Below are 18,577 nucleotides of genomic sequence, written 5' to 3'. Positions count from 1 at the left end.
CGGCCACCGCCGCGCGCCGTTGATGCCAGGAAGACCCGGGAGTCCTTTTCCGCGGACATCACCAGCGCAGCCCGGTGCCCACCGAGAACATCGGCGCCACCGGCGTGCGCACCACTTCCCGCTCGGAGGCCGGGAGCACCCGCACCCGCGACGCGCGCACCCCCACCTCCCCGCCCACGAAGAAGCCCCGGGGCAGGTGCAGGTCCGCGCGCAGCAGCGTGTCCAGCTGCGGCACCACCTGCCAGTTGCGCGGCGCCGTGCGTCCGAAGAAGCGCTGGTCCACGTACGTGGCGCCCACGCGCACGCCACCCGACAGGGAGAAGCGCCCCACGTCGAACACCTTGCGAGCCCCCGCGCGCACCGCCGCGGACGTGAGCCGCCGCTCGAAGCGCTCCTCCGTGAAGCCCACCCGCGCCAGCTCCACCTGCGCGTCCAGCGTGAGGGCCTCCGTGTCCAGCGACACCTGCACCGCGCCGGCCGGTACGAAGGGGTAGCCCTCCAGCAGGCTCGCGGCCCCACCGCCCCACCCGCTCAGCGTCCAGACGGACCTGCCACCGCCGCCCTTGCGCACGAGCTGGTCCAGCTCCACCACGCTCCACGACACGTGCGACAGCGCCAGCGGCTTGCCCTCCTCCGCCACCACGCGCGCCTCGCGCAGCCGGTCCGGCAGGCGGTGCTGCACGAAGTACGTCCCAGGCACCAGCCGCGCCGTGCGCGCCTCCCGGGAGATGCCGGCCTCCAGCACCATCGGGCCGTCGCGCCCGCCCTGCCGGAAGTAGTACTGCCCCGCGTCCTCCAGCCGCACCGCCGCCAGTCCCTGGTTGCGGCCCGGCCGCGTGAGCACCAGCTCCGAGCGGCCCTTCAATTCATACAGATACGTGGGGTGCTGCACGCCGCCCATCGTGGCCACGGTGCTCGCCACCGTCCGGTCCGCCGCGTACTGGTACGCCTCCGCGAGGCTGACGAGCCCGTCCGCGCTGGTGTCCGCCACCCCGCGCAGGGCCGCCACCAGGTGGTGCGTGAAGAAGGAGCCCTGCAGCGTGTCCGACTCCTGCGCGCTCTCGCCCGCCGCGGACGAGGAGAGGATGGCGAAGCCCTCGGGCAGCCCGTGCGACTCCACGTCCGGAGGCAGCGCGAAGGGCGCCGCCAGCTTCGTACCCTTCACGCGCGTGGCCTGCCCGGAGCGGCACGCGTCCACCACCAGCAGCCGCGCCGCAGCGGACGAGCCGGAGGTGAGGTTGCGCAGCTCCTCCCACGGTAGCAGCGTGCCGCCCAGGTGCAGGGACTCCGCGTCCGCGTGGCCCGAGTAGAAGACGAGCAGCACGCTGGAGCGGTCATGCGCCACCTCCTCGCGGATGCGCGCGTTCATCCGCGCCAGCGCGGTGCGCAGCCGGTCCGCGCTCGGGTCGGTGAGGACGGCGACGTTCTCCTGCGGGAAGTCGCCCAGCGTGACGAGCACCTCGCGCAGCCGCTCCGCGTCCCGCCCGGCGAAGTACAGCCGGGGCTCGTCCGCGTTGCCCTTGTGCGCGCCCACGAGCAGCGCGTACCGCGCCTGACTCGCCTCGGAAGCAGCGGGCACCATGGCCAGCCACGCGCCCAGCACCCACGCGGCGAGCCGGCTCACGGCGCTCCAGCCAGGCCCCAGTCGTAGACGCGCACGCGACACACTTCCTCCGGCGGCACGCCGCGCGGCGGCTTCTCCGCGCACGACAGCAGCCGCATCCGCGTGCGGCCCTCCGGCGTGATGGTGATGCCCATCGGCAGCCAGCCGCCCTGGGGCACCGGCCCCTCGAAGTACGGGGTCCATTGTCCTTCCTCGTCTCCCTGGAGGATGAGCCACGCGGACGGCTCCGTGCCACGTACACGCAGGCGCAGCCGGTCTCCCGCCCGCAGCCCCGCGACCTCCTCCGCCGGCATGCCGTTGACCACGAGCGTCCCGTCCCGCGCAACCGCCACATCCAGCGACGCGGTGCCCTTGAGCGTTCCGCCCGGCAGCCTCACCTCCGTCGGGGTGCGCACGGCGATGAACACCCCCAGCGCCAGCGCCGGCACCGCGGCGAACGCGGGCACCCACCGCCATGGCGACCACGCTGCCTTCACCGGACGCGGGGGCACGACCGCCGCAGCCGCGAGCAGCGCCTCGGGTACGGGCTCATAGGCCGCGGCGCGCGCCTGGGCGTGCTCCGCGTCCACCTTCTTCCGGCAGTGCTCACACGTGCCGAGGTGCGCCTCGGCGGGGGCGCGCTCCTCGGGAGGCAGCAGCCCGAGCACCACCTGTGAGACACGCCACCCGGACAGGCAGTCGTCGGACGCCTTGGACCTGGGAAACGGCTCAACCACCATGGCCTGCTTCCTTTCTGCGGACGCCTTGCAGCATGTGCTCGGCGTGGGCTCGGAACTTCTCCAGCCGGCGGCCCACGGTGCGGCGCGGGAGGCCGAGTACGCCGGCGATCTCCTCGTGCTCCATGCCGTGGATGAAGTAGCAGGCGGCGATCTGGGCCTGCTCCGGGTCCGCCTCGGCCAGCACCTTGCGCAGGGCGAGGCCGTCCTCGGGGGAGTGGGGACTGCGCGGCTCCTCGTCCGGCAGGTGCGCCTGTTGGAGGCCCTTGCGGCGGCGCGCGTCTCGCAGCCGGTTCAGGGCCAGGTTGGTGCACGTGCGATAGAGGAAGGCGGCGGTGTCCTGCTCATTGCCGCTGCGCTCCCGGTGCTGCAGGAAGCGGATGAACACCTCCTGCGCCACGTCCTCGGCGGCGGAGGGCTCACCGAGGATGCGCAGCGCGCAGCCGCGCACCATCGCCACGTGGCGCCGGTAGAGCGAGGAGATGTCGACCTGGGAAGTGGAAGTCATGACGCCGCGCCCTGGAGACACCCGGGCACGAATCCGCGGACATCCCGTCGCGAGCACGCCGAAGAAAAGCAGACCGCCCCGCGCCAGGCCATGTAGGGCAGCGTGGGAGCTGGTGTCAGCCCCGGGCCCACACGGCGAGCGGCCCCACGGGTTCAAATCCTGTCTCCCCGACCACCTAAGTAGTCAGAATTACTTGGTTACGGGCTGGAGATCCTCATGGTCTCCAGCCCGTCTCCATTTTGGGCCTCCTGCTTCGCCCCCTCCAGCATCCGGATGGCCGCCGACTTGGCCGCCGGGCTCAGGTGCATGTAGCGCTGGGTGGTGGAGAGGTTCTGGTGCCCGGCCAGCTCCTGGATGGCCTTCGCCGGGGCGCCTGCCATCGCCAGCCGGGAGCAGAAGGTGTGGCGGAGGATGTGGATGCCCCCCGTCACCTTCAGCCCGGCCAGCCGCTGGATGCGGCTCATCCATTTGTTTAGCAGCACCTGGGTCACCTTGGGGTGGCCGTCGGCCCGCCAGAGGATGCGCTCTCCCCGGAGGTGCCGCTGTTTGCGGAGGGCGTCCGCCAGCCGGGCGGTCATGTTCACCTGCCGGGCCCGTCCGCCCTTGGGCAGGGTGACGTGCCCTTCCCACTCCGAGCGGCGGACGTGGATGACGCCCCGGGTGAAGTCCACGTCCGTCTGCTCCAGGGCGATGATTTCGCCGCAGCGCAGCCCCGCCTCGCCGCCGAGCAGTATGAAGACGAGGTGCTGGTGGTCCACCTTCGCCGCCGCGTCCACCAGCCGCTCGAACTCGTGCGGCTCGTAGAATTCCATGGTGGAGGGCGCCACCTTCAACAGCTCGATGGTGGCCGGCATCTGCTCGATGACGCCCCACTTGAGCGCGGTCTTGAAGACCGTGTTGAGCACCACCAGCACGTTGTTCACCGTCTTCGGGCTGCGGTCCACCAGCTCCGCCTTGAGCTTCGCCACCTCGGCGTTGCTGATGGCGGTGAGCCGCAGCTCGCCGAACCTGGGCAGCAGGTAGAAGTCGAGGATGCGCTTCTTCTGGATGATGGTGCTGGGCTTCTGCCGGTTGGCCCTGGCGCCCTCGTCCAGGTAGCGGGGCGCGAACTCCTTCAACGTTGGCACCGCCCTCTTCTCCACGGCCTTGCGGCCTCGTGAGAGCAGCTCGGACTGCCGCTGCTCACCCCACGCCTTCGCGCCCGACTTCGAGCCCGCCGGCGCCTTCACGCGCTCGCGGTACAGCTCGCCATCGGGCCACTTGAACATGATGTCCACCTCCCATCCGGACCTGCCGCGCTTCTTGTACTGCCTGACCTTTACGCTCATCACCGAGACCTCCTCGGCGACGGCGCACGCCCTTCGAGAATGAACGGTAACAACTCGCGCCCACGGAATCGCAACGAGCGGCCCACGCGGAAGACGCCTGGAAGCTGGCCGCGCGAGACCTTCGCGTACACGGCCTTGGGGCTGCACCCGAGAAGGTGGCCCACCTCCTCGACGGTGTAGACGGCCTTGTCGAGCGGGGGCTGGCCGTCCGGGCTGGTGCTGCTGAGAGGCCCCGCCTGCACCAGCTCGCGGTGAGCTGCATCCCCGTGGAGCGCCGCCAGTTCCTCTCGCACCACTGCGCGGATGAGGTCACGCAGCCCGGCCTCTACGCTGGACACGGCGGCCTCCCATCGTCACTGCTGGAATGAATCCCGTCCTGCATCAGAACCTCGTGAAGACGAGGCTCATGGTGGACGTGCCGCCAGGTGAGGGGGAGCGGGAGGATTCCTCTTGTCCCGGCCTACTTCTTATCCCCCCCGACCTTCTCGGACTGCTCGGCGGAGAGCATGGTGGTGGGCTGCGCGGGAGGGACCGCTGCGGGCGGTTCGGGAGATGTCGTGACAGGCTGCTCCGAGGGAGGCGCTGCGGGGCTCGGCATCGAGACGACCTGCTGGGCGGGTGAGGCCGGAGTCGTCTCGGTGGCCTGCTCCGGCGGACGGAACTCGGAGGAAATCTGCCGGAGAAGCGGCAGCACACCGCTCTTATTCACGTCCCGCATCATGGACTTCCAAGCGGCTTGGCGCTGCTCGTTGGATTTGGGGTCCTGTTCGAACTCCTCGCCCGGGAATCGAATGCCCACGATGAGCGCAAGCGCCTCCATCTCCTGCGGAGAAATTTTGGGCCCCATGCCCTCGGCCTCCACCGCGAGCATGGCGAAGGCGCAGAACAGCCGCTGCTCGCTCATCCACAACCGTGTGTGCTCCTTCGCCCAGGGGTGCTTCTCGTAGAAGCGGTGGACGAAGGCCCGGAGTTGCTGGCCCGCCTGAGCGAGGAGGTGGTACGCCGCCAAGACCTCCTGCCCATGAACGAGGAGGCTCACCTGCGGGGCCAACACTGGGGTGAGCAGGCTCGTGTCCGTGCCTGTTGCTTCCCTTGGAAGCTCGGGCGGTGCACGTAGGTAGTCGCCCGAGAGCAGCCACTCCTTGTTGTGGTGCACCCACGCGAACGTCCGCGCCATCCGGTAGCCCGACTCCGCATTCGCAGCGACTCTGTCGATCCACTCCCGCGTCCGCCGTACGTGAAGCAAGTTCATGGCGTCCGGCTGGTCCTTGAACCGATGCTTGGGCGTCTCGGGCAAGGGGCCGGTATTCGGGCGAGCTGTTCCCATCTGCATCCGCCTCCTCGTGCGTCCCTGGCGGGCACGGCGGTCCTCGGGTTGGTAAGAGGGGCAAGCCGCCGAGGAAGACGGCCTTTCAGGTCGCGAACCCTAGCCCCACCCCCAGCATTGCCATGGCTTGGGGTGACGGGCAGGGGGAGAGTTCCGCATTGAAAAGGGCCTGATGTCTCCCCCCGTCCACGGGCCCTCCAGCTCTCGGGCAGGGGGAGAGTTCCGCATTGAAAAGGGCCTGATGTCTCCCCCCTCCACGGGCCCTTCAGGTCTCGGGCAGAGGGAGTGTTTCGGGCCCCAGACAATGCGATGTCTTCCCCTCCTCCTCACGCCTGGCCTCCGTCACCAGGGGGAGGATTCCGGACCGCCGACCGCAGCTCGCCTCCCGCTGGTGCTCGTTTCCGGGGCGCCCCATGGTTCCCACCGTCATGCGGTTGGTGACCGTGCGCCAGGGCCGCCTCCCATAGGCCGGGGCGCACGGCAGTTCCCCTCGGACGGCAAGCAGCACGCCCGATCCTGGCCCGATGCAGCAGCGAGGCAGCTTCCGGCAGGCCCCCGAGGACTTCGAGAGAGGTTCCCCTTCTAAATAGATCGGGGACCTGGGCGGAGTGTCTCTACAGGCCGGAGGTGTGAACGCTGCGCGTTCTTCACCTTCCGACATCCACCTCGCCCAGGTCCCCGTCCAGTGCCTCCGGGAGGTGAACGCCCCCGAGGAGGAGGACAGCGATGAGCAGGCAGAACTGGACCGATGTGAACGGCATCAAGCTCAACAACGAGGTGCTAGCGAGTCTTCAGGCCCAGGGCCTCGTCATCGTCATGGGTGAGGACGGCTACCCCTGGGTTGCGTACCTCCCTCGGGTTTGCCCCTCGTGCGACATCACGCACTGTGGCCACCCTCGTCCCCCGAGGCGGTGGATGTGGCTGCACCACTTCGCCTGGGACTTCTACGCCGCCCGGGGCCTGCGTCCCGAGCGCAAGGAGGGAGACGTCATCCACCACCAGCGAGGCGACAAGCTGGACGCCCGCATCAAGCGCCTGGGCCGGGGCAATCCCACCAGCCACGCCCGCGCCCACAACGCGAAGAAGCGCCTCCACAGCCCTCGGGAGCGCCACGACCTCGGCGGCCTTCGCTACCGCCCGCCCCAGCCTGCCCGCGTTGTCGACCGACCCGAGCTGGTGGGCCTCCCCGCTCCCGTGGCCAAGCCCCCCTCGCGCGTGCCCACCTTCCGCGAGCGAGTCCTCGGGGTGGAGTGGAAGCTGGCCAAGAGGGTAGAGACGCTGTGGGGGGAGATGAAGGGCCTCGACAGCGGCGAGTTCATCCCCCGCACCACGGCGAAGTCGCAGTGGCGGGACTCGAAGACGCGCAAGCTGGGGTTGAAGATGCCCCGCTACTGCTGCACCGAGGGCGAGGCCGCCTTCGTCCTGCTGCTCATCCGCCACGGTTTCGACCTGGAGCGCGTGGCGCAGGACGTGGGCGAGCCGGTGGAACTGCTCGCGCCCCTCTACCAGCGGCCCAGCGTCAACGTGGCCCTCCAGCGCTGGCGCGAGCACCGGCGCCTGCCTGCCTTCGCTCCCATGACTTGGCAGGAGCGCAAGCCGTGACGCGAGCCCCGGGTCCTACACCTCGCCCTCCCCACGCGAACAGCCCCAGCCGGAGAATTCCCACATGAACGCCACCGTCCGCTCGGCCCTCCAGGCCGCCACCAGCGTGCTCAACGGGACCAGGTCCCACGGCCCCAAGACGCGGGAGGGGAAGTCCACCTCCTCGCTCAATGCCCTCCGCCACGGGCTGAGCGCGAGCAACCTGCTGCTGCCCGGGGAGGATGTGGCCGAGTATGAGCAGCACCTCGACGGCTACTTCTCCAGCTTCGCGCCGACCACCCTTCCCGAGGCGCACATCGTCGTGCAGGTGGCGGACCTCGCTTGGAAGCTCAAGCGCCTGTCCAAACTGGAGGACGGCCGGGTGCGCGCACTGCTGGAGGAGGCGCTGGAGGGGACCGACGCCTTCGGGCTCGTCACCAGCACACGCCGGGCCCTGGAGGCCCTCTCCGGCCTCGTGGCCGTCGTGGACGCCCGATCAACGGTCCCGAAGGAGCCAGAGCTGACGGAGGCCCTCCTGCGCGGCCTGGAGGGCACCCTGGCCCTTCTGCGCGAGGTGCCGGAACTGCCAGAGGCCGTGCTCCGACCGCTGAGCCTCGCGCTTCAGGAGGCCCGCGACACGCGCCAGGAGGGGCGCCTGGAGCAGGCCGCCTATGAGCACCTCGGAAACATGGCCAAGGTGGCGCGGGGCGCCCTCGCCGCGAAGCTCGACCAAGAGCAGGCCACCCTCGGGCTGGTGCGTGAGCGGCTGGCCACCGAGGTGCTGCTGCTGGAGGACGCGGACCTCAAGAAGCTGGAACGTCACCGTAAGTTGCTGGAGTCCTCCATGCAGCGCCAGCTCGACCTGCTCGGGCAGGTGTGCGCCAGGGTGTCCAGCGCCACGCCCCAGGCGCAGGCCGAGGCCCGGGAACTGCGCGTGAAGCTGCGGCTGGTGAGGTGATGCGTCGGGTTCGTTCTGACGCTCTCCCGGGGCTCCAAGCCCCTCGGCCGCCTCGCTATTCAGTAGCCCTATCCGAATCCGGGAGAGGCCCCCCATCCCTGGGGGACAGGGGTTCCCTGCCGACAGGTCCAATTTCAAGGGGCCCCAGCATCTTCAAAAGGCCTTGGGTGGTGAGCTGGCCTCGAATTTTTGGGGCCGCCCCTGGCGGAGTCGCCCTCGGTCATGTGTTAGCGATGGCAGCACCCTGTGCTCGCCCTCTCACTTCTCGCGCACGAGGGGGCGGCCCTCCTGGTGAACTTCTGAAGTTCGGTGGGTAGCGGTGGAACTCCCCTGCCACCTCCTCGACCGCCCTGGTATTCCGCCCAGCGAGGTCCTCTTCCATGAGCTGAGACGTAAGGAACAGGACGCTGGCGCCAGCTCGGGTTCGCGGGCCCTGTTCGTCCCCGGCCGGCCTCTGATGCCGGTGGGGCACGTCTCAACTCGGCGTCCCACCAGGAGGCGGTTGTTCTTCGACGCATTCGGGTTGCGCTGGCGGCTCCGGCAGCGGTGGGGGAGGTTGCCCACGCCGCCTCTTGGGCCCGGAGCGCTCCGTCTTCTTCCGAGCTGGGCGCGCTGCATCCTCTTCGGTTTGGTTCCACGGGCGGAGCACCACGTCCTGCTCGTCTCCTTCGCCACCTCCCGGAGTGACGTCGTTGTGCGGGGCCCACAGGTGCTGCGGGTCCTCTTCACCACGAAGCACCCGCTCGACTTGGTGGAGCCGTAGTTCCGCCAGCACGAGGATGGCGGTGATGGAGACGGGCGCTTGCAGTTCCTGCTCGCGGCTGTCCAGCGAGTGCGTGGCCAGTGCATCCGCGATGAAACGCGCTCCTTCGACGGCGCACCTCACCTCGGCCAGCTCTGCGGACAGGCTGATGGCCTTCGTCATCGTACATTCCTCCGTGGACGCAGGGAGCCCAGAAAGCCCGGGCCCTCGATACCGCTGGTACGCGATATGCTGGATCCGGCGTCGTTCTCGCGTTGTGGATGGGGAATCCACTGACTCCCGGTACAACTGGAGTCCAGCGGCAGGAACTGGCAGCGGTGTCGTCCTGCTCAGATCTTATGCCTCGTACGGTGGAGGACTTGCCGTTGCTGCATCCATGTCGCGCGTTCCTCCAAACCGCCATCAAGCCGCCTGTGGCTGAGGCTGGCCGCCGCTCTTCGACGCAGTGCATCAACACTCCTGCGTATGTGCGCCTCCCTGATAGGTGGCTCGCAACTCGCGTTACCCGGAGCCGCATAGCACCGAGCTTCGGTGTGACTGAAGCGCTGGGCATACCCGGCGTAGACGGGGGAATCTGCTGAGAAACAAGGTGGGGGGGAGGTCAGGGGCCCACCAATGGAACGTCTACTGCGGGCAGAAAGACGCGGAAGGTCGTAGCAATCTCCGCAGGATATGGGCACGATTGCGCCCCTAGGGCGTTCACTGATGGAGGGAGCACCGTTTCATGGCCCAGCCCGAGCCGATGACCATTGACGCGCAAGCCCGAAAGACGCTTCGGGAACTGCACGCCAGTCTTGAGACCGCGCTCGAACGCGATGTTGTCGCCATCACTGGGCCCATCCTCCCCGGCCTTGAGCACCGGGTAAGGGACGCCATTGAGGCAACCGACGATCGTCGGGAGCGCTTAGCCGTTGTTCTCCAGACGCCAGGCGGCGTGGTGGAAGTGGCCGAGCGCATGGTGAACGTCTTCCGTCACTACTATTCGGACGTCGCGTTCATCATCCCGGACGTCGCCATGTCAGCGGGCACAGTCCTGGCTATGTCAGGCGACGAGATCATGATGGATTTCTTCTCGTGCTTGGGTCCTATCGACCCGCAAATTCCACGAGAAGGAAAACTCGTGCCCGCGCTCTCCTACCTCGTTCAGTTCAAGAGGCTGATGGATAAGGCTGCGGCTGGAACGGCGACCACTGCGGATTTCGCACTCTTAGGAAAGTTCGATCTAGCAGAACTCCACCAATACGAGATGGCTCGTGAGCTATCCACCACTCTGCTCGTCAAGTGGCTGGCCAAGTACAAGTTCAAGGACTGGACCGTCACAGAGGGGCAAAAGCGAGCGGTAACCCAAGAAATGCGAGAAGCTAGGGCAGAGGAGATCGCTCGCAGGCTGAGCGACCATGAGTATTGGCGCTCGCATGGTCGCAGGATCCCTATGCAAGTGTTGCAGGATGAATTGAAGCTCCGCATCCAAGATTTTGGCTCGGTTCCCGAGCATAACCGAGCCATCAGGGACTACTTTCACCTGATGTCCGACTTCATCGCGGCCAACTCCTGGGGAAACTTCGTACACGCCAAGAACTACATTTGAGCCGACCATGACACGACCAAAATTCGATCGCGCCGAAGTGCTTAGGAACAACCCGAAGATCGATGTGGAGAAGCTCTCAGTTCTGGAGACTACGTTGTCCAAACTGGAGCAGGCAGGCGTCCAGTCGTTCCATTCTCGGTATCTCCTCGATCTTACGTTCGGTTCTTCCGCAAGAATTGGCGATCAGCCAACAACCCGGTTGCTTAATCAAAGCATCGGCTAGCCCTACCATCTTGACGGCGGGCAGCATGATGGCGCACGCTACGCGTGCGCCATCGTCGTGCTGCACCGTAAGTGGCTGAATTTCCTCATGAACTTCTAGAGCTTGGGCCACAGCCAGACTTGGCAGGCAGCATAGCGGTCGTCTGTCGGTTCCTTATTCTCCACAGGTCGATACAGTCCTGAGCCAGTAGGCTCTACACGGCCAAGCCCCGGTCCCGTCCCCTGAACGGCCCCTGAGGTAGTTCCTTCCCGCTCTTGCGGCCCCCTGCGCACATCCCACCTCTGCCTGCGCTTGCTTGCGGCGCGCGGGGCCTATTCATCAGAGGAGCGTGCAGGGCCCCTCGACCGCCCGTCACCACACCCCCTGCGGGCAGACCTTGCGCCGGCATGTCACGGGCCGGGGTAATGGACCGCGCCAGGGTCGGCCAAGCGGAACGCGACTCCTGATCGATCAGAACTGGCCGCTGGCGGCCGGTTGCCCTGCGCCCGCGCGCGGAGGGAGGGGCAAGGGCACAGAACCGCTCAGGTTTCGGCGTAGCCGACCCTTGAGGCTCCCGAGCACGCGGGCTCGTGGTCTGATCGAGGCAGCGATCCAAAGGGGTGACCCGCGAGCGGTCCGATGGGGCGGCCCCTCACAAGGGGGAGGAGGAGGCGGCGGGCCTTGCCCCCTCAGGGTAGCTAGAGGGACAGCGGGTGTAGAACAGGTAGCTTGCGTAATTCTATCGTGAGCTATATTGTTCTACTGACAGTTAACAGGAGGTTGTCATGCTGCAACTTGCCCTCACCCTCGACGCCGATCTTGCTATGGCGGCACTTGAACAAGCCCGCGAGGCCGAACTCGATCTCGACGCATTCGTCGTTGAGAAACTTCGCCAAGTCCTCGTTGGAGCGGCTGCCGCACCCATCGGCAGAGGTAATGAAGAGTGGCTGACGAAGGCTGTCGAGCGCGCTCGTGCTGTCCCTGTCGGCCAGGAGTTCAAACTCCAGGATCTGTTCTCCAAGGACGAGTGGAAGCAGATCCCGTCGCCAACTGTCTTCGGGCGGGAGTTCCGCAAAGAGGTGGAGCCGGATCTGGCGATTCATGTGCGTAAAACGCCCCAGAATCAGGCCATCTACGAGCGTCGCTGATCGGAGAGGACGGTGATGTACACAATTGAGTACGAGATGCAGTTGCCGGGTGAGGCCGCGCCCTGGAGGCAGACTCTCCAGTCCGACGAGCCGTCGTGGGCTGCGCTCGCGAACGACGGACCGACGCGCGTGGTGCTGCCACCCGCGATCTTCACGCCCGCCTCCGTCGTGCCCGATGAGGTGCTGGCCACCTGGGACGGTGAAAAGGTGCATTTGGTAGAGCAGCCCGTCTCGGCCCTCGACCTCATGGGCGCGCTCGTCGTGCTGTTTGTCGTCGAGTCGCCGCACACCAGCGAGTACCGGGAGGGCTTCGTGCCCATTGGGCTGCTTCAGGACCGCTCCACCCGCAAGCGGCTGCGCAATCACCTGGCCATGCACCTCGCCGCGATGGGCGTCCCGGCGGGCGCGACGGTGGTCGTGAGCAACCCGGTGCAGTGGCAGGCCTCGCTGGGGAGCCTGCGGTCGCGCCAGCGCCCGGGGCAAATCCGGACCGTGATGTGGAACGAACTCTTCAATGCCGGCTGGAAGGCGAACTTCCAGGCGCGCGTGGCGGAGTACGGGCCCAAGTGGATCCTCAACGCGTGCACGGCCGCGGTGAAGGCAGAGGTCGACGCCGTGCTACCCCCCGGTGTGCCTGTGTGGGCCGCGAGTCACCCGTCGAGCAAGTGGTTCGAGAAGCGGCTTGCAACGCGGGTGCGCTGACCGCAGCGGGAGCACCGTCCCTTAACGTGCCCGGTGCACCGTGCGCCCCTGCTTCTGTCTCCAGAATGTCTCCAAGACGGTAGGGGACTGCGAGGCACAGATGGGACTGGCGAGGACTGTCCCGTGGACTCGAAGTGCCCGGATTCACTCACGATTGCTCGAAAGGCGTGCGCCGTCGCGGGTTTAGGGCACCCGTGTCCACGGGTTCAAATCCTGTCTCCCCGACCACCTAAGTAGTCGGAATCATTCGGTTACGGGCTGGAGCTCTTCAGGGTCTCCAGCCCGTCTCCATTTTGGGCTTCCTGCTTCGTCCCTCGAGAGGCGAGCCGCTCCTCCACGCCCGGATGGCGCATCGGCAACACACTCGCAGCCTGCTCTCCTCCTCGCGACAACGCTATCGGTGGCGCTTGGGTGGTATGGCGATGCCGGCATCATGCCGCAGTGGCTGTCTCTCAACACTCGTACAGACCCATGACCAGATCCCTGCTGCTCGCCGCAGCGCTTCACCTCTTCTTCGCAGGGTGCACGACGACGAAGGCACCCGAGTACCAGATTGGCTGGACCGGCAGCCGTCAGACCAAGAGCGACGCGGAACGACTCTACGTCGGTGCATCGCCCAAGATAGGGCTGCCGGAGGACTTCGATACCCCGCCCCGAGTGCTGTCGTCGCGGTTCCCAGACTATCCGCCCGAATTGATCGCTGTCGGCGTCTTCGGCACGGTCGTCGTTGGCTTCACCGTCGAGCCCGACGGCTCCGTCAGTGAGCCGGCAGTTCAGGGCTCACCGCCACCCGAGCTGGCGGTCCTGGCGCTTGACTCGATCAAGCGGTGGAAGTTCGCGCCGGCGACGAAGCGTGGGGTGCGGGTCCGCACGCGCCTGGCGCAACAGTTTGTGTTCCAGGTCGAATGAAGCCTTACCCAGCCCTGCTGCTCGAGAGACGAGACATGTCGCGGAATCAGAGGCCCTTCGAGGACCTGCTGCTGAAAACACTCAATGACGCTCCATGGGTCGACTGAGTGTGGCAGGAGGGCCACGGCCCCTGCCTTTCCATGAGCTTTCAGGAGGGGGAGACCCTGGCCCACCGGCTGCACAGCCCGGCAATGCCCCACCTGACAGGGGCCCGTCCTGGAGGGACATTGAGTCGTCTGCGCTACCTTGTCGTGTCATTCGCCATCGGGGCCTGTGCGAGTCCGCCCGCGCTCGGCACTCCTTCCGAATGCCCGTCTCAGGACTTCTCGGAGTTCATCGAGGCGTTTGCCGAGAGCACGGAAATCCAGAGGGCCTTCACGAGCTATCCCCTGGAGATACAGCAACTGGACCTGAAGGCCGAGCCGGAACCGAGGCCTTTCACCCGAAGCCTGGAGCGCCACCAGGTGGAGTTCCCCGTGCTTCCAGGTCAGAGCGAGAGAAAGGCGAAGTCGCTTGAGCTGCGCGTGAACCCGCTTGCCTCCGGGCACGCGGAGCTGGTCCTCTGGAAGCGAGATACGGATTACCAGGTCTCGTACTTCTTCAGGAAGAACGCATGTTGGGAACTGGAGCGGATTGAAGACGGGGCGCTCTGATGGCCACCGCTCGGAGCCGAGGCTCGACATCCGCGAGGCGCTGCGTGAGCGGGCGCTCCTCCTGCTCGGTGACGCCCTCCAATTGCCAGGCGAGGTCTCCGATAAAGGCGTAGCGCTTGTTGTCCGGAAGCGTCACGAAGACAATCACCGCCCCATGCGAGGGCGGAAACCTTCGAGATGGCCGGTGCCCCTGCCCAGTGGATGGTGCGCTCCCTCCGTCAGGCCCATGCCCGGCTTCGTCACATCAGCCCTGGGCAACCGCGCTAATTCGCGCAGGAGACGTCGCCCTGGGGAAGTTGTCCGGTCATGAGGAACGTATTGAACACGCCATCCACGCAGGATGAGCCCTGACCGTAGACATAGTGGCCGCCCGCGTCGACCTCGACAAACGTCGCGCGCGCTCCGAGGGCCTTTCGCATGCCCAGCCCGGATTCCCATGGAGTCGCGTTGTCGCGTCGGTTTTGCAGCAGGAGGATGTTGTGCTCTCCCTGGCGGGTCACCTCGACCACGGCCTCACGAGGCTGGGTCTTCCAGAAGGCGCACGGCCAGATATTGAATGGCATGCCGGCGGTGAGCGGATGAGCGGCCCGGTCCTCGGCGGTCTTCTTCCTGTAGACCTCGATGCCGGTGGGCCAGCTCGCGTCACCACAGGCGAGCGCCAGGAAGACGGCCGTCTGATTGTCGGCGGGAACGTCCGTCCTGGCCGCTTCCTGGGCGAAGACCTGCTGGAGCAGCGCGGCATCCTCGGCGGTGGGAGCTCCAGCGGTGAGATTGTCGATGGCGCGCCAGAGCTGGACGAGAAGCGGAAGCTGCTCATTCTTTTCCAACAAACTGTAGGTGACGGTTCGGAACAAACCCCCTGAGATTCGCGCGCTCGTTCCGGGGACGGAAGCGGGGGTCGCGTCGAGCCGGCTCGCCAGCTCGAGGTACGCCGCCGTCACCTCCTCCACGGTCGTGCCGAAGTGGACGGTGTCGTTGTTCGCCGCGGCGACGCGGGCGGCGTCGGGGAACCGGCTGGCCATGCCCTCGCTCCAGTGGTGGAAGGTGCCATACCAGACCCTCGTGGGGTCCACATTTCCCTCGAGCACCATCCGGTCGGTGTTTTCGGCGAACAAGGACGCATACACCGCCCCCAGGTAGGTGCCGTAGGACTGGCCCCAGTAGGAAATCTTCCCCTCCCCCAGCGCTTGACGGATCTGATCCATGTCACGGGCGGTGTTGGCGGTGGTGATGAATGGCAGGACGTCGCCCGAGGTGGATGCGGCACATCGAGCCGCGGTCTCGCGGGCGAGGGCGACGTTCGCGTCGATCGAGCCGTCCGCGGCGGGGTACGGGAAGAGGTTGACGAGGCTGACGTCGGTCAGTCCGCAGGTGACAGGAGCGCTGTGTCCCACACCGCGAGGGTCAAATCCAATCAGGTCGTAGCGCTCGAGAACCTCGGAAGGCAGCACGGTGGCGGCCAGGCTCGGAAGCTCAAGTCCTTCGAGCCCCGGTCCACCCGGGTTCAACAAGAGAACGCCTCGTCGGGAGTCCGGTCTGGCGGTGGCAATGCGCGAGATCGCGATCTCGAGGGTGCGCCCATCCGGGTGGTGATAATCCAGCGGGACCTGAAGGGTCGCACACGTTTGGCGGGGGTCTCGGGTGGCGCCATCCGGAAGCGCCGGGCAATTCCCCCAGAGAAGAGGCCTGCCCTCCCCCGGCGCCGCGTCGGGAGGGGTCTTGTCCGAGCAACCCGCCACGGCCGTCAGAATCAAGACGGAGAGCAGACCCCACTGCGAACCGCGCGAACGCTGGAGATGAGCAGGGAGGGAGGTTACCACCTCTGGTATTGGCTCCGTTCTCTTGTTTCGAGTCTCATTCATTTGCTCCCTGAAACACCACGGTCCCCGCGGAGTGTCATCCACGGCGTCGATTTCCGCCCGACACCACTCAGGAAGCCCTCCGGGCTCGAGGAGGCCTGGAGGCTGTCACACCCACACGGGCCTGCTCAGGCCGCTTCCTGTACCGGGACAGAGGGGAGCTCCAGCGAGAAGGTGGCTCCGCGCCCCAAACCCTCGCTGTGGGCCGTCAGCGAGCCCCCCAACTCCTGGGCCGCCAGCGCACTGGAGTGCAGGCAGAAGCCATGCCCTTCCTCGCGGGTGGTGAACCCGAACTGGAAGATACGCGTGAGCATCTCCGGTGCGATGCCCATTCCATTGTCACGCAGCTCGATGCGGATGCGGTGGTTCTCGGTGTGCGCCAGCCGCACCGTCAGGAGCCGCTCGTCCGGGGGCACGCCATCCAGGGCGTATTGGGCATTGCTGTTCAGGTTGACGAGGATCATCAGGGCCTTGTGCTTGTCGGTGAGCACGGGAGGCAACGGAGCCAGCTCGCGCACCCCCTTCACCTGATGGCGGGAGAGGCCGGACGCGTTGAAGCGCAGCGCGTCCTCCACCAACTCCGCCAGTTGCACGGGCGCGTGCATGCGGGGCGTGCGCGCGTGGTTCTGTTGCAGCTTGACGATGTCGCCCACATGCTCGGTGTAGCGGCACACGTCCTCGAGCAGGCTGATGATCTCCTGGCGCTCGTCGACCACGTGCTGTCCCAGCGTGATCAAGAAGGGCTTGAGCTCGCGGGTGCGCTCCTCGACACGCTGCTCCAGGCTCTCGTTGGCGTGGCGCAGCTCGTCCTCGCGCTGACGGACCTTGTCGGCTGATGCAGAGGGGGCGAGGAGGGCCGCTGACGGGTGCCGCCGAGCTGTGCGCCAGGCAGAGGAAGAGGCGGTGCAGCCTCCTTTGGGCACACGCCAACCCAGACGCCCCTCCAGCAAGGGGGCAGCAGGGGCGTGAGCTTCTGGAGCAGCGCGACTGCTTGAGCGCCCTGTCAGACCCGTGTCACGGTGAGGGGCGCAAGACGTGGCCCCATGACCCAGACCCGCACGCTGCTCGTCGCTCTCCTCGCCGTGGTGGGCGCCACCACGGCCGCCTACCACCTGGTGCCCGCGCCGTTCGTGGCGCCGCTCATCGCCCTGAACCGCGGGCTCGCGGGGCTCACCCCGGGGGTCGTCACCGTGGACAGGCACACGGTCCATTACCTCGAGGGCGGGCAGGGCGCGCCCGTGCTGCTGCTGCACGGCCTGTTCGGGGAGAAGGACCACTGGACGGAGTTCTCCGCCGCGCTCACGCCCGCGCACCGCGTGGTGGCGCCGGACCTGCCCGGCTTCGGGGACAGCTCGCGCCTGGAGGGCGCGGACTACCGGTACGACGCGCAGGTGGCGCGGCTGCACGCCTTCACGCGCGCGGTGGGGCTTGAGCGCTTCCACCTGGCGGGCAGCTCCATGGGGGGCGCGATCGCGGCGGTGTACGCGTCGCGCCACCCGGAGCAGGTGCTGAGCCTCGCGTTCATCGGCGCGCCGCACGGGCTGCCCACGCCCGAGCCGAGCCCGGTGGAGCGCGAGATTGCCGCGGGCCACCTGCCGCTCGTCGTCACCTCGCACGCGGAGTTCGAGCGGCTGGTAGACCGGATGTTCGTGCGCCGGCCGTTCGTGCCGGGGCCCGTGCTCGCGCATCTCGCAGCGCGCGCCGTCCGTGACGTGCCGGGGGACGTGCGCATGTGGCACGCGCACCGGGCACAGGGGCCCGTGGTGGAGCACCTGCTGCCGCACCTCACGGTGCCGTCCTTCTCGCTGTGGGGGGCGGAGGACCAGGTGTTCCACGTCTCGGGCGCCGCGCGGCTGCAGGCGCTGCCCGGACACGTGGGCCGGGTGCTGCCCGGCGTGGGGCACCTGCCGATGATGGAGCGGCCGCGCGAGACGGGGGAGGCGTACCGCGCCTTCCTCGCGGGCCCGCCGGCGCCCGTCCCGCAGGGGCGTCGGGTGCAGGAGTTCGGCGCGGGGGGGTGAACGCACCGGGGCCGCGTGTGCAGCCGAGCCGACACGTGGCCTCGCCCACGAAGCGCCTCACCCAGCCGCGCGCGTCCTCGACGGACACGAAGGGGCGCTGCGGGAAGGTGGGGCGGTACTTCAGTGTACGGAAGAGCGCCTCGGAAAACGCGTTGTCGTCCGAAACGCGGGGCCGGCTGAAGGACGGGGTGACGCCCAAAGTATAGGACGGATAGGAGCCCTGTTGAGGGCGGCGGGTTGGTGAAGAGGGGCCAAGAAGGGCCGCTGGAGGGTGACACGCGGGCTGTGCGCCGGGCCGGAGCTGAGGCTGTGCCGCCCCTCGGGGCACATGCCGGCCCAAGCGACCCAGCCAGGCGGCAGGCCGCAGGGGCGTGGGCTTCCAGGTCACTGTGGGTGCTTGGGCTCAACACCCCGCGCTCTGGGGGGGACCCTGTGCCGGGGCCCGCTTCGCAGGCCGCGAGGGCAATGCCAGGTGCTCCACAATAGCGCGCCCCCCACCGGGGGCCGTCAGGGATGCCAGCACCCTCCTGCGGCCTCCACACCTCACGCAGGCGAACACGTCGAACGTCGTTTTCCCGCAAACGACAAAACCGGCCGGAGAGGGGGACAGCGTGCTCGATGGTAACGTGCTCGCCCGTCACCACGACGCGCTCGATGAGCAGGCGTACCAGCCGTTGCCTGCCCTCGAAG

General features: G+C 67.6%; 16 protein-coding genes and 2 pseudogenes. 8 read left to right on the top strand and 10 right to left on the bottom strand.

All coding sequences use genetic code 11. The annotated features are described in order from the left end of the window. Positions 1–58: 58 nt before the first annotated feature. The 6 genes from HG543_RS10360 to HG543_RS10335 all read right to left on the bottom strand — a co-directional run bounded on the left by HG543_RS10360 (position 59) and on the right by HG543_RS10335 (position 5,353). Positions 59–1,624, bottom strand: a complete 1,566-nt coding sequence (locus HG543_RS10360) for a caspase family protein (RefSeq protein ID WP_169344546.1) — start codon at positions 1,622–1,624, stop codon at positions 59–61. Beyond that, a complete protein-coding gene (locus HG543_RS10355; protein ID WP_169344545.1) occupies positions 1,621–2,343 on the bottom strand; it encodes a zf-HC2 domain-containing protein in 723 nt (240 codons plus the stop codon). The genes HG543_RS10360 and HG543_RS10355 overlap by 4 nt, the downstream gene beginning before the upstream one ends. Beyond that, positions 2,333–2,848 (bottom strand): RNA polymerase sigma factor, encoded by a 516-nt coding sequence (locus HG543_RS10350; protein ID WP_169344544.1) that lies wholly within the window; start codon positions 2,846–2,848, stop codon positions 2,333–2,335. The genes HG543_RS10355 and HG543_RS10350 overlap by 11 nt, the downstream gene beginning before the upstream one ends. A gap of 197 nt (positions 2,849–3,045) precedes the next feature. Beyond that, the gene (locus HG543_RS10345) at positions 3,046–4,176 is read right to left on the bottom strand and encodes a tyrosine-type recombinase/integrase (protein ID WP_169344543.1); all 1,131 of its coding nucleotides are present in this window, start codon (positions 4,174–4,176) and stop codon (positions 3,046–3,048) included. Then, entirely contained in the window at positions 4,176–4,514 is a 339-nt protein-coding gene (locus HG543_RS55145; RefSeq protein ID WP_343073314.1) for a helix-turn-helix domain-containing protein, read from the bottom strand. Before HG543_RS55145 ends, HG543_RS10345 begins: the two co-directional genes overlap by 1 nt. Before the next feature lie 122 nt (positions 4,515–4,636). Further along, complete coding sequence (locus tag HG543_RS10335) at positions 4,637–5,353, bottom strand: hypothetical protein (protein WP_169344542.1); 717 nt, start codon at positions 5,351–5,353, stop codon at positions 4,637–4,639. 876 nt (positions 5,354–6,229) lie between these two features. Between HG543_RS10335 and HG543_RS10330 the strand changes: the two genes are divergently transcribed. Beyond that, positions 6,230–7,105, top strand: coding sequence for a hypothetical protein (locus tag HG543_RS10330; RefSeq protein WP_169344541.1), 876 nt, complete (start codon positions 6,230–6,232; stop codon positions 7,103–7,105). A gap of 64 nt (positions 7,106–7,169) precedes the next feature. Next, entirely contained in the window at positions 7,170–8,042 is an 873-nt protein-coding gene (locus tag HG543_RS10325; protein WP_169344540.1) for a hypothetical protein, read from the top strand. A 475-nt stretch (positions 8,043–8,517) separates the two neighbouring features. Here the strand turns inward: HG543_RS10325 and HG543_RS10320 are convergent, their stop codons facing one another. Then, complete coding sequence (locus tag HG543_RS10320) at positions 8,518–8,967, bottom strand: hypothetical protein (RefSeq protein WP_211193839.1); 450 nt, start codon at positions 8,965–8,967, stop codon at positions 8,518–8,520. A gap of 562 nt (positions 8,968–9,529) precedes the next feature. On the opposite strand from HG543_RS10320, the gene HG543_RS10315 reads away from it, so the two are divergent. The 5 genes from HG543_RS10315 to HG543_RS10295 all read left to right on the top strand — a co-directional run bounded on the left by HG543_RS10315 (position 9,530) and on the right by HG543_RS10295 (position 14,007). Further along, positions 9,530–10,393, top strand: coding sequence for an SDH family Clp fold serine proteinase (locus tag HG543_RS10315; protein ID WP_169344539.1), 864 nt, complete (start codon positions 9,530–9,532; stop codon positions 10,391–10,393). A gap of 987 nt (positions 10,394–11,380) precedes the next feature. Next, positions 11,381–11,743: a DUF1413 domain-containing protein gene (locus HG543_RS10310; RefSeq protein ID WP_169344538.1), complete on the top strand. Its 363-nt coding sequence runs from the start codon at positions 11,381–11,383 to the stop codon at positions 11,741–11,743. 15 nt (positions 11,744–11,758) lie between these two features. Further along, entirely contained in the window at positions 11,759–12,445 is a 687-nt protein-coding gene (locus HG543_RS10305) for a hypothetical protein (protein ID WP_169344537.1), read from the top strand. Positions 12,446–12,916: 471 nt separating this feature from the next. After that, entirely contained in the window at positions 12,917–13,354 is a 438-nt protein-coding gene (locus tag HG543_RS10300; RefSeq protein WP_169344536.1) for a TonB family protein, read from the top strand. 227 nt (positions 13,355–13,581) lie between these two features. Then, entirely contained in the window at positions 13,582–14,007 is a 426-nt protein-coding gene (locus HG543_RS10295) for a hypothetical protein (protein WP_169344535.1), read from the top strand. 263 nt (positions 14,008–14,270) lie between these two features. Here HG543_RS10295 and HG543_RS10290 read toward each other — a convergent pair whose 3' ends face one another. Continuing rightward, the gene (locus tag HG543_RS10290) at positions 14,271–15,518 is read right to left on the bottom strand and encodes an alpha/beta hydrolase (protein ID WP_211193838.1); all 1,248 of its coding nucleotides are present in this window, start codon (positions 15,516–15,518) and stop codon (positions 14,271–14,273) included. A gap of 476 nt (positions 15,519–15,994) precedes the next feature. After that, positions 15,995–16,699 (bottom strand): annotated as a pseudogene (locus HG543_RS10285) (sensor histidine kinase); the annotation flags it as partial. A 210-nt stretch (positions 16,700–16,909) separates the two neighbouring features. Here HG543_RS10285 and HG543_RS10280 point away from each other — a divergent pair. Next, a complete protein-coding gene (locus tag HG543_RS10280) occupies positions 16,910–17,887 on the top strand; it encodes an alpha/beta fold hydrolase (protein WP_246356896.1) in 978 nt (325 codons plus the stop codon). A 46-nt stretch (positions 17,888–17,933) separates the two neighbouring features. Here the strand turns inward: HG543_RS10280 and HG543_RS10275 are convergent. Then, positions 17,934–18,086 (bottom strand): annotated as a pseudogene (locus HG543_RS10275) (IS3 family transposase); the annotation flags it as partial. Positions 18,087–18,577: the final 491 nt, after the last annotated feature.

Origin of the sequence: Pyxidicoccus fallax (genome assembly GCF_012933655.1) — a bacterium.
Lineage (GTDB): Bacteria > Myxococcota > Myxococcia > Myxococcales > Myxococcaceae > Myxococcus > Myxococcus fallax.
The sequence above is the reverse complement of the archived record's forward strand: the minus strand, read 5'-3'. Positions and strand labels throughout refer to the sequence as shown.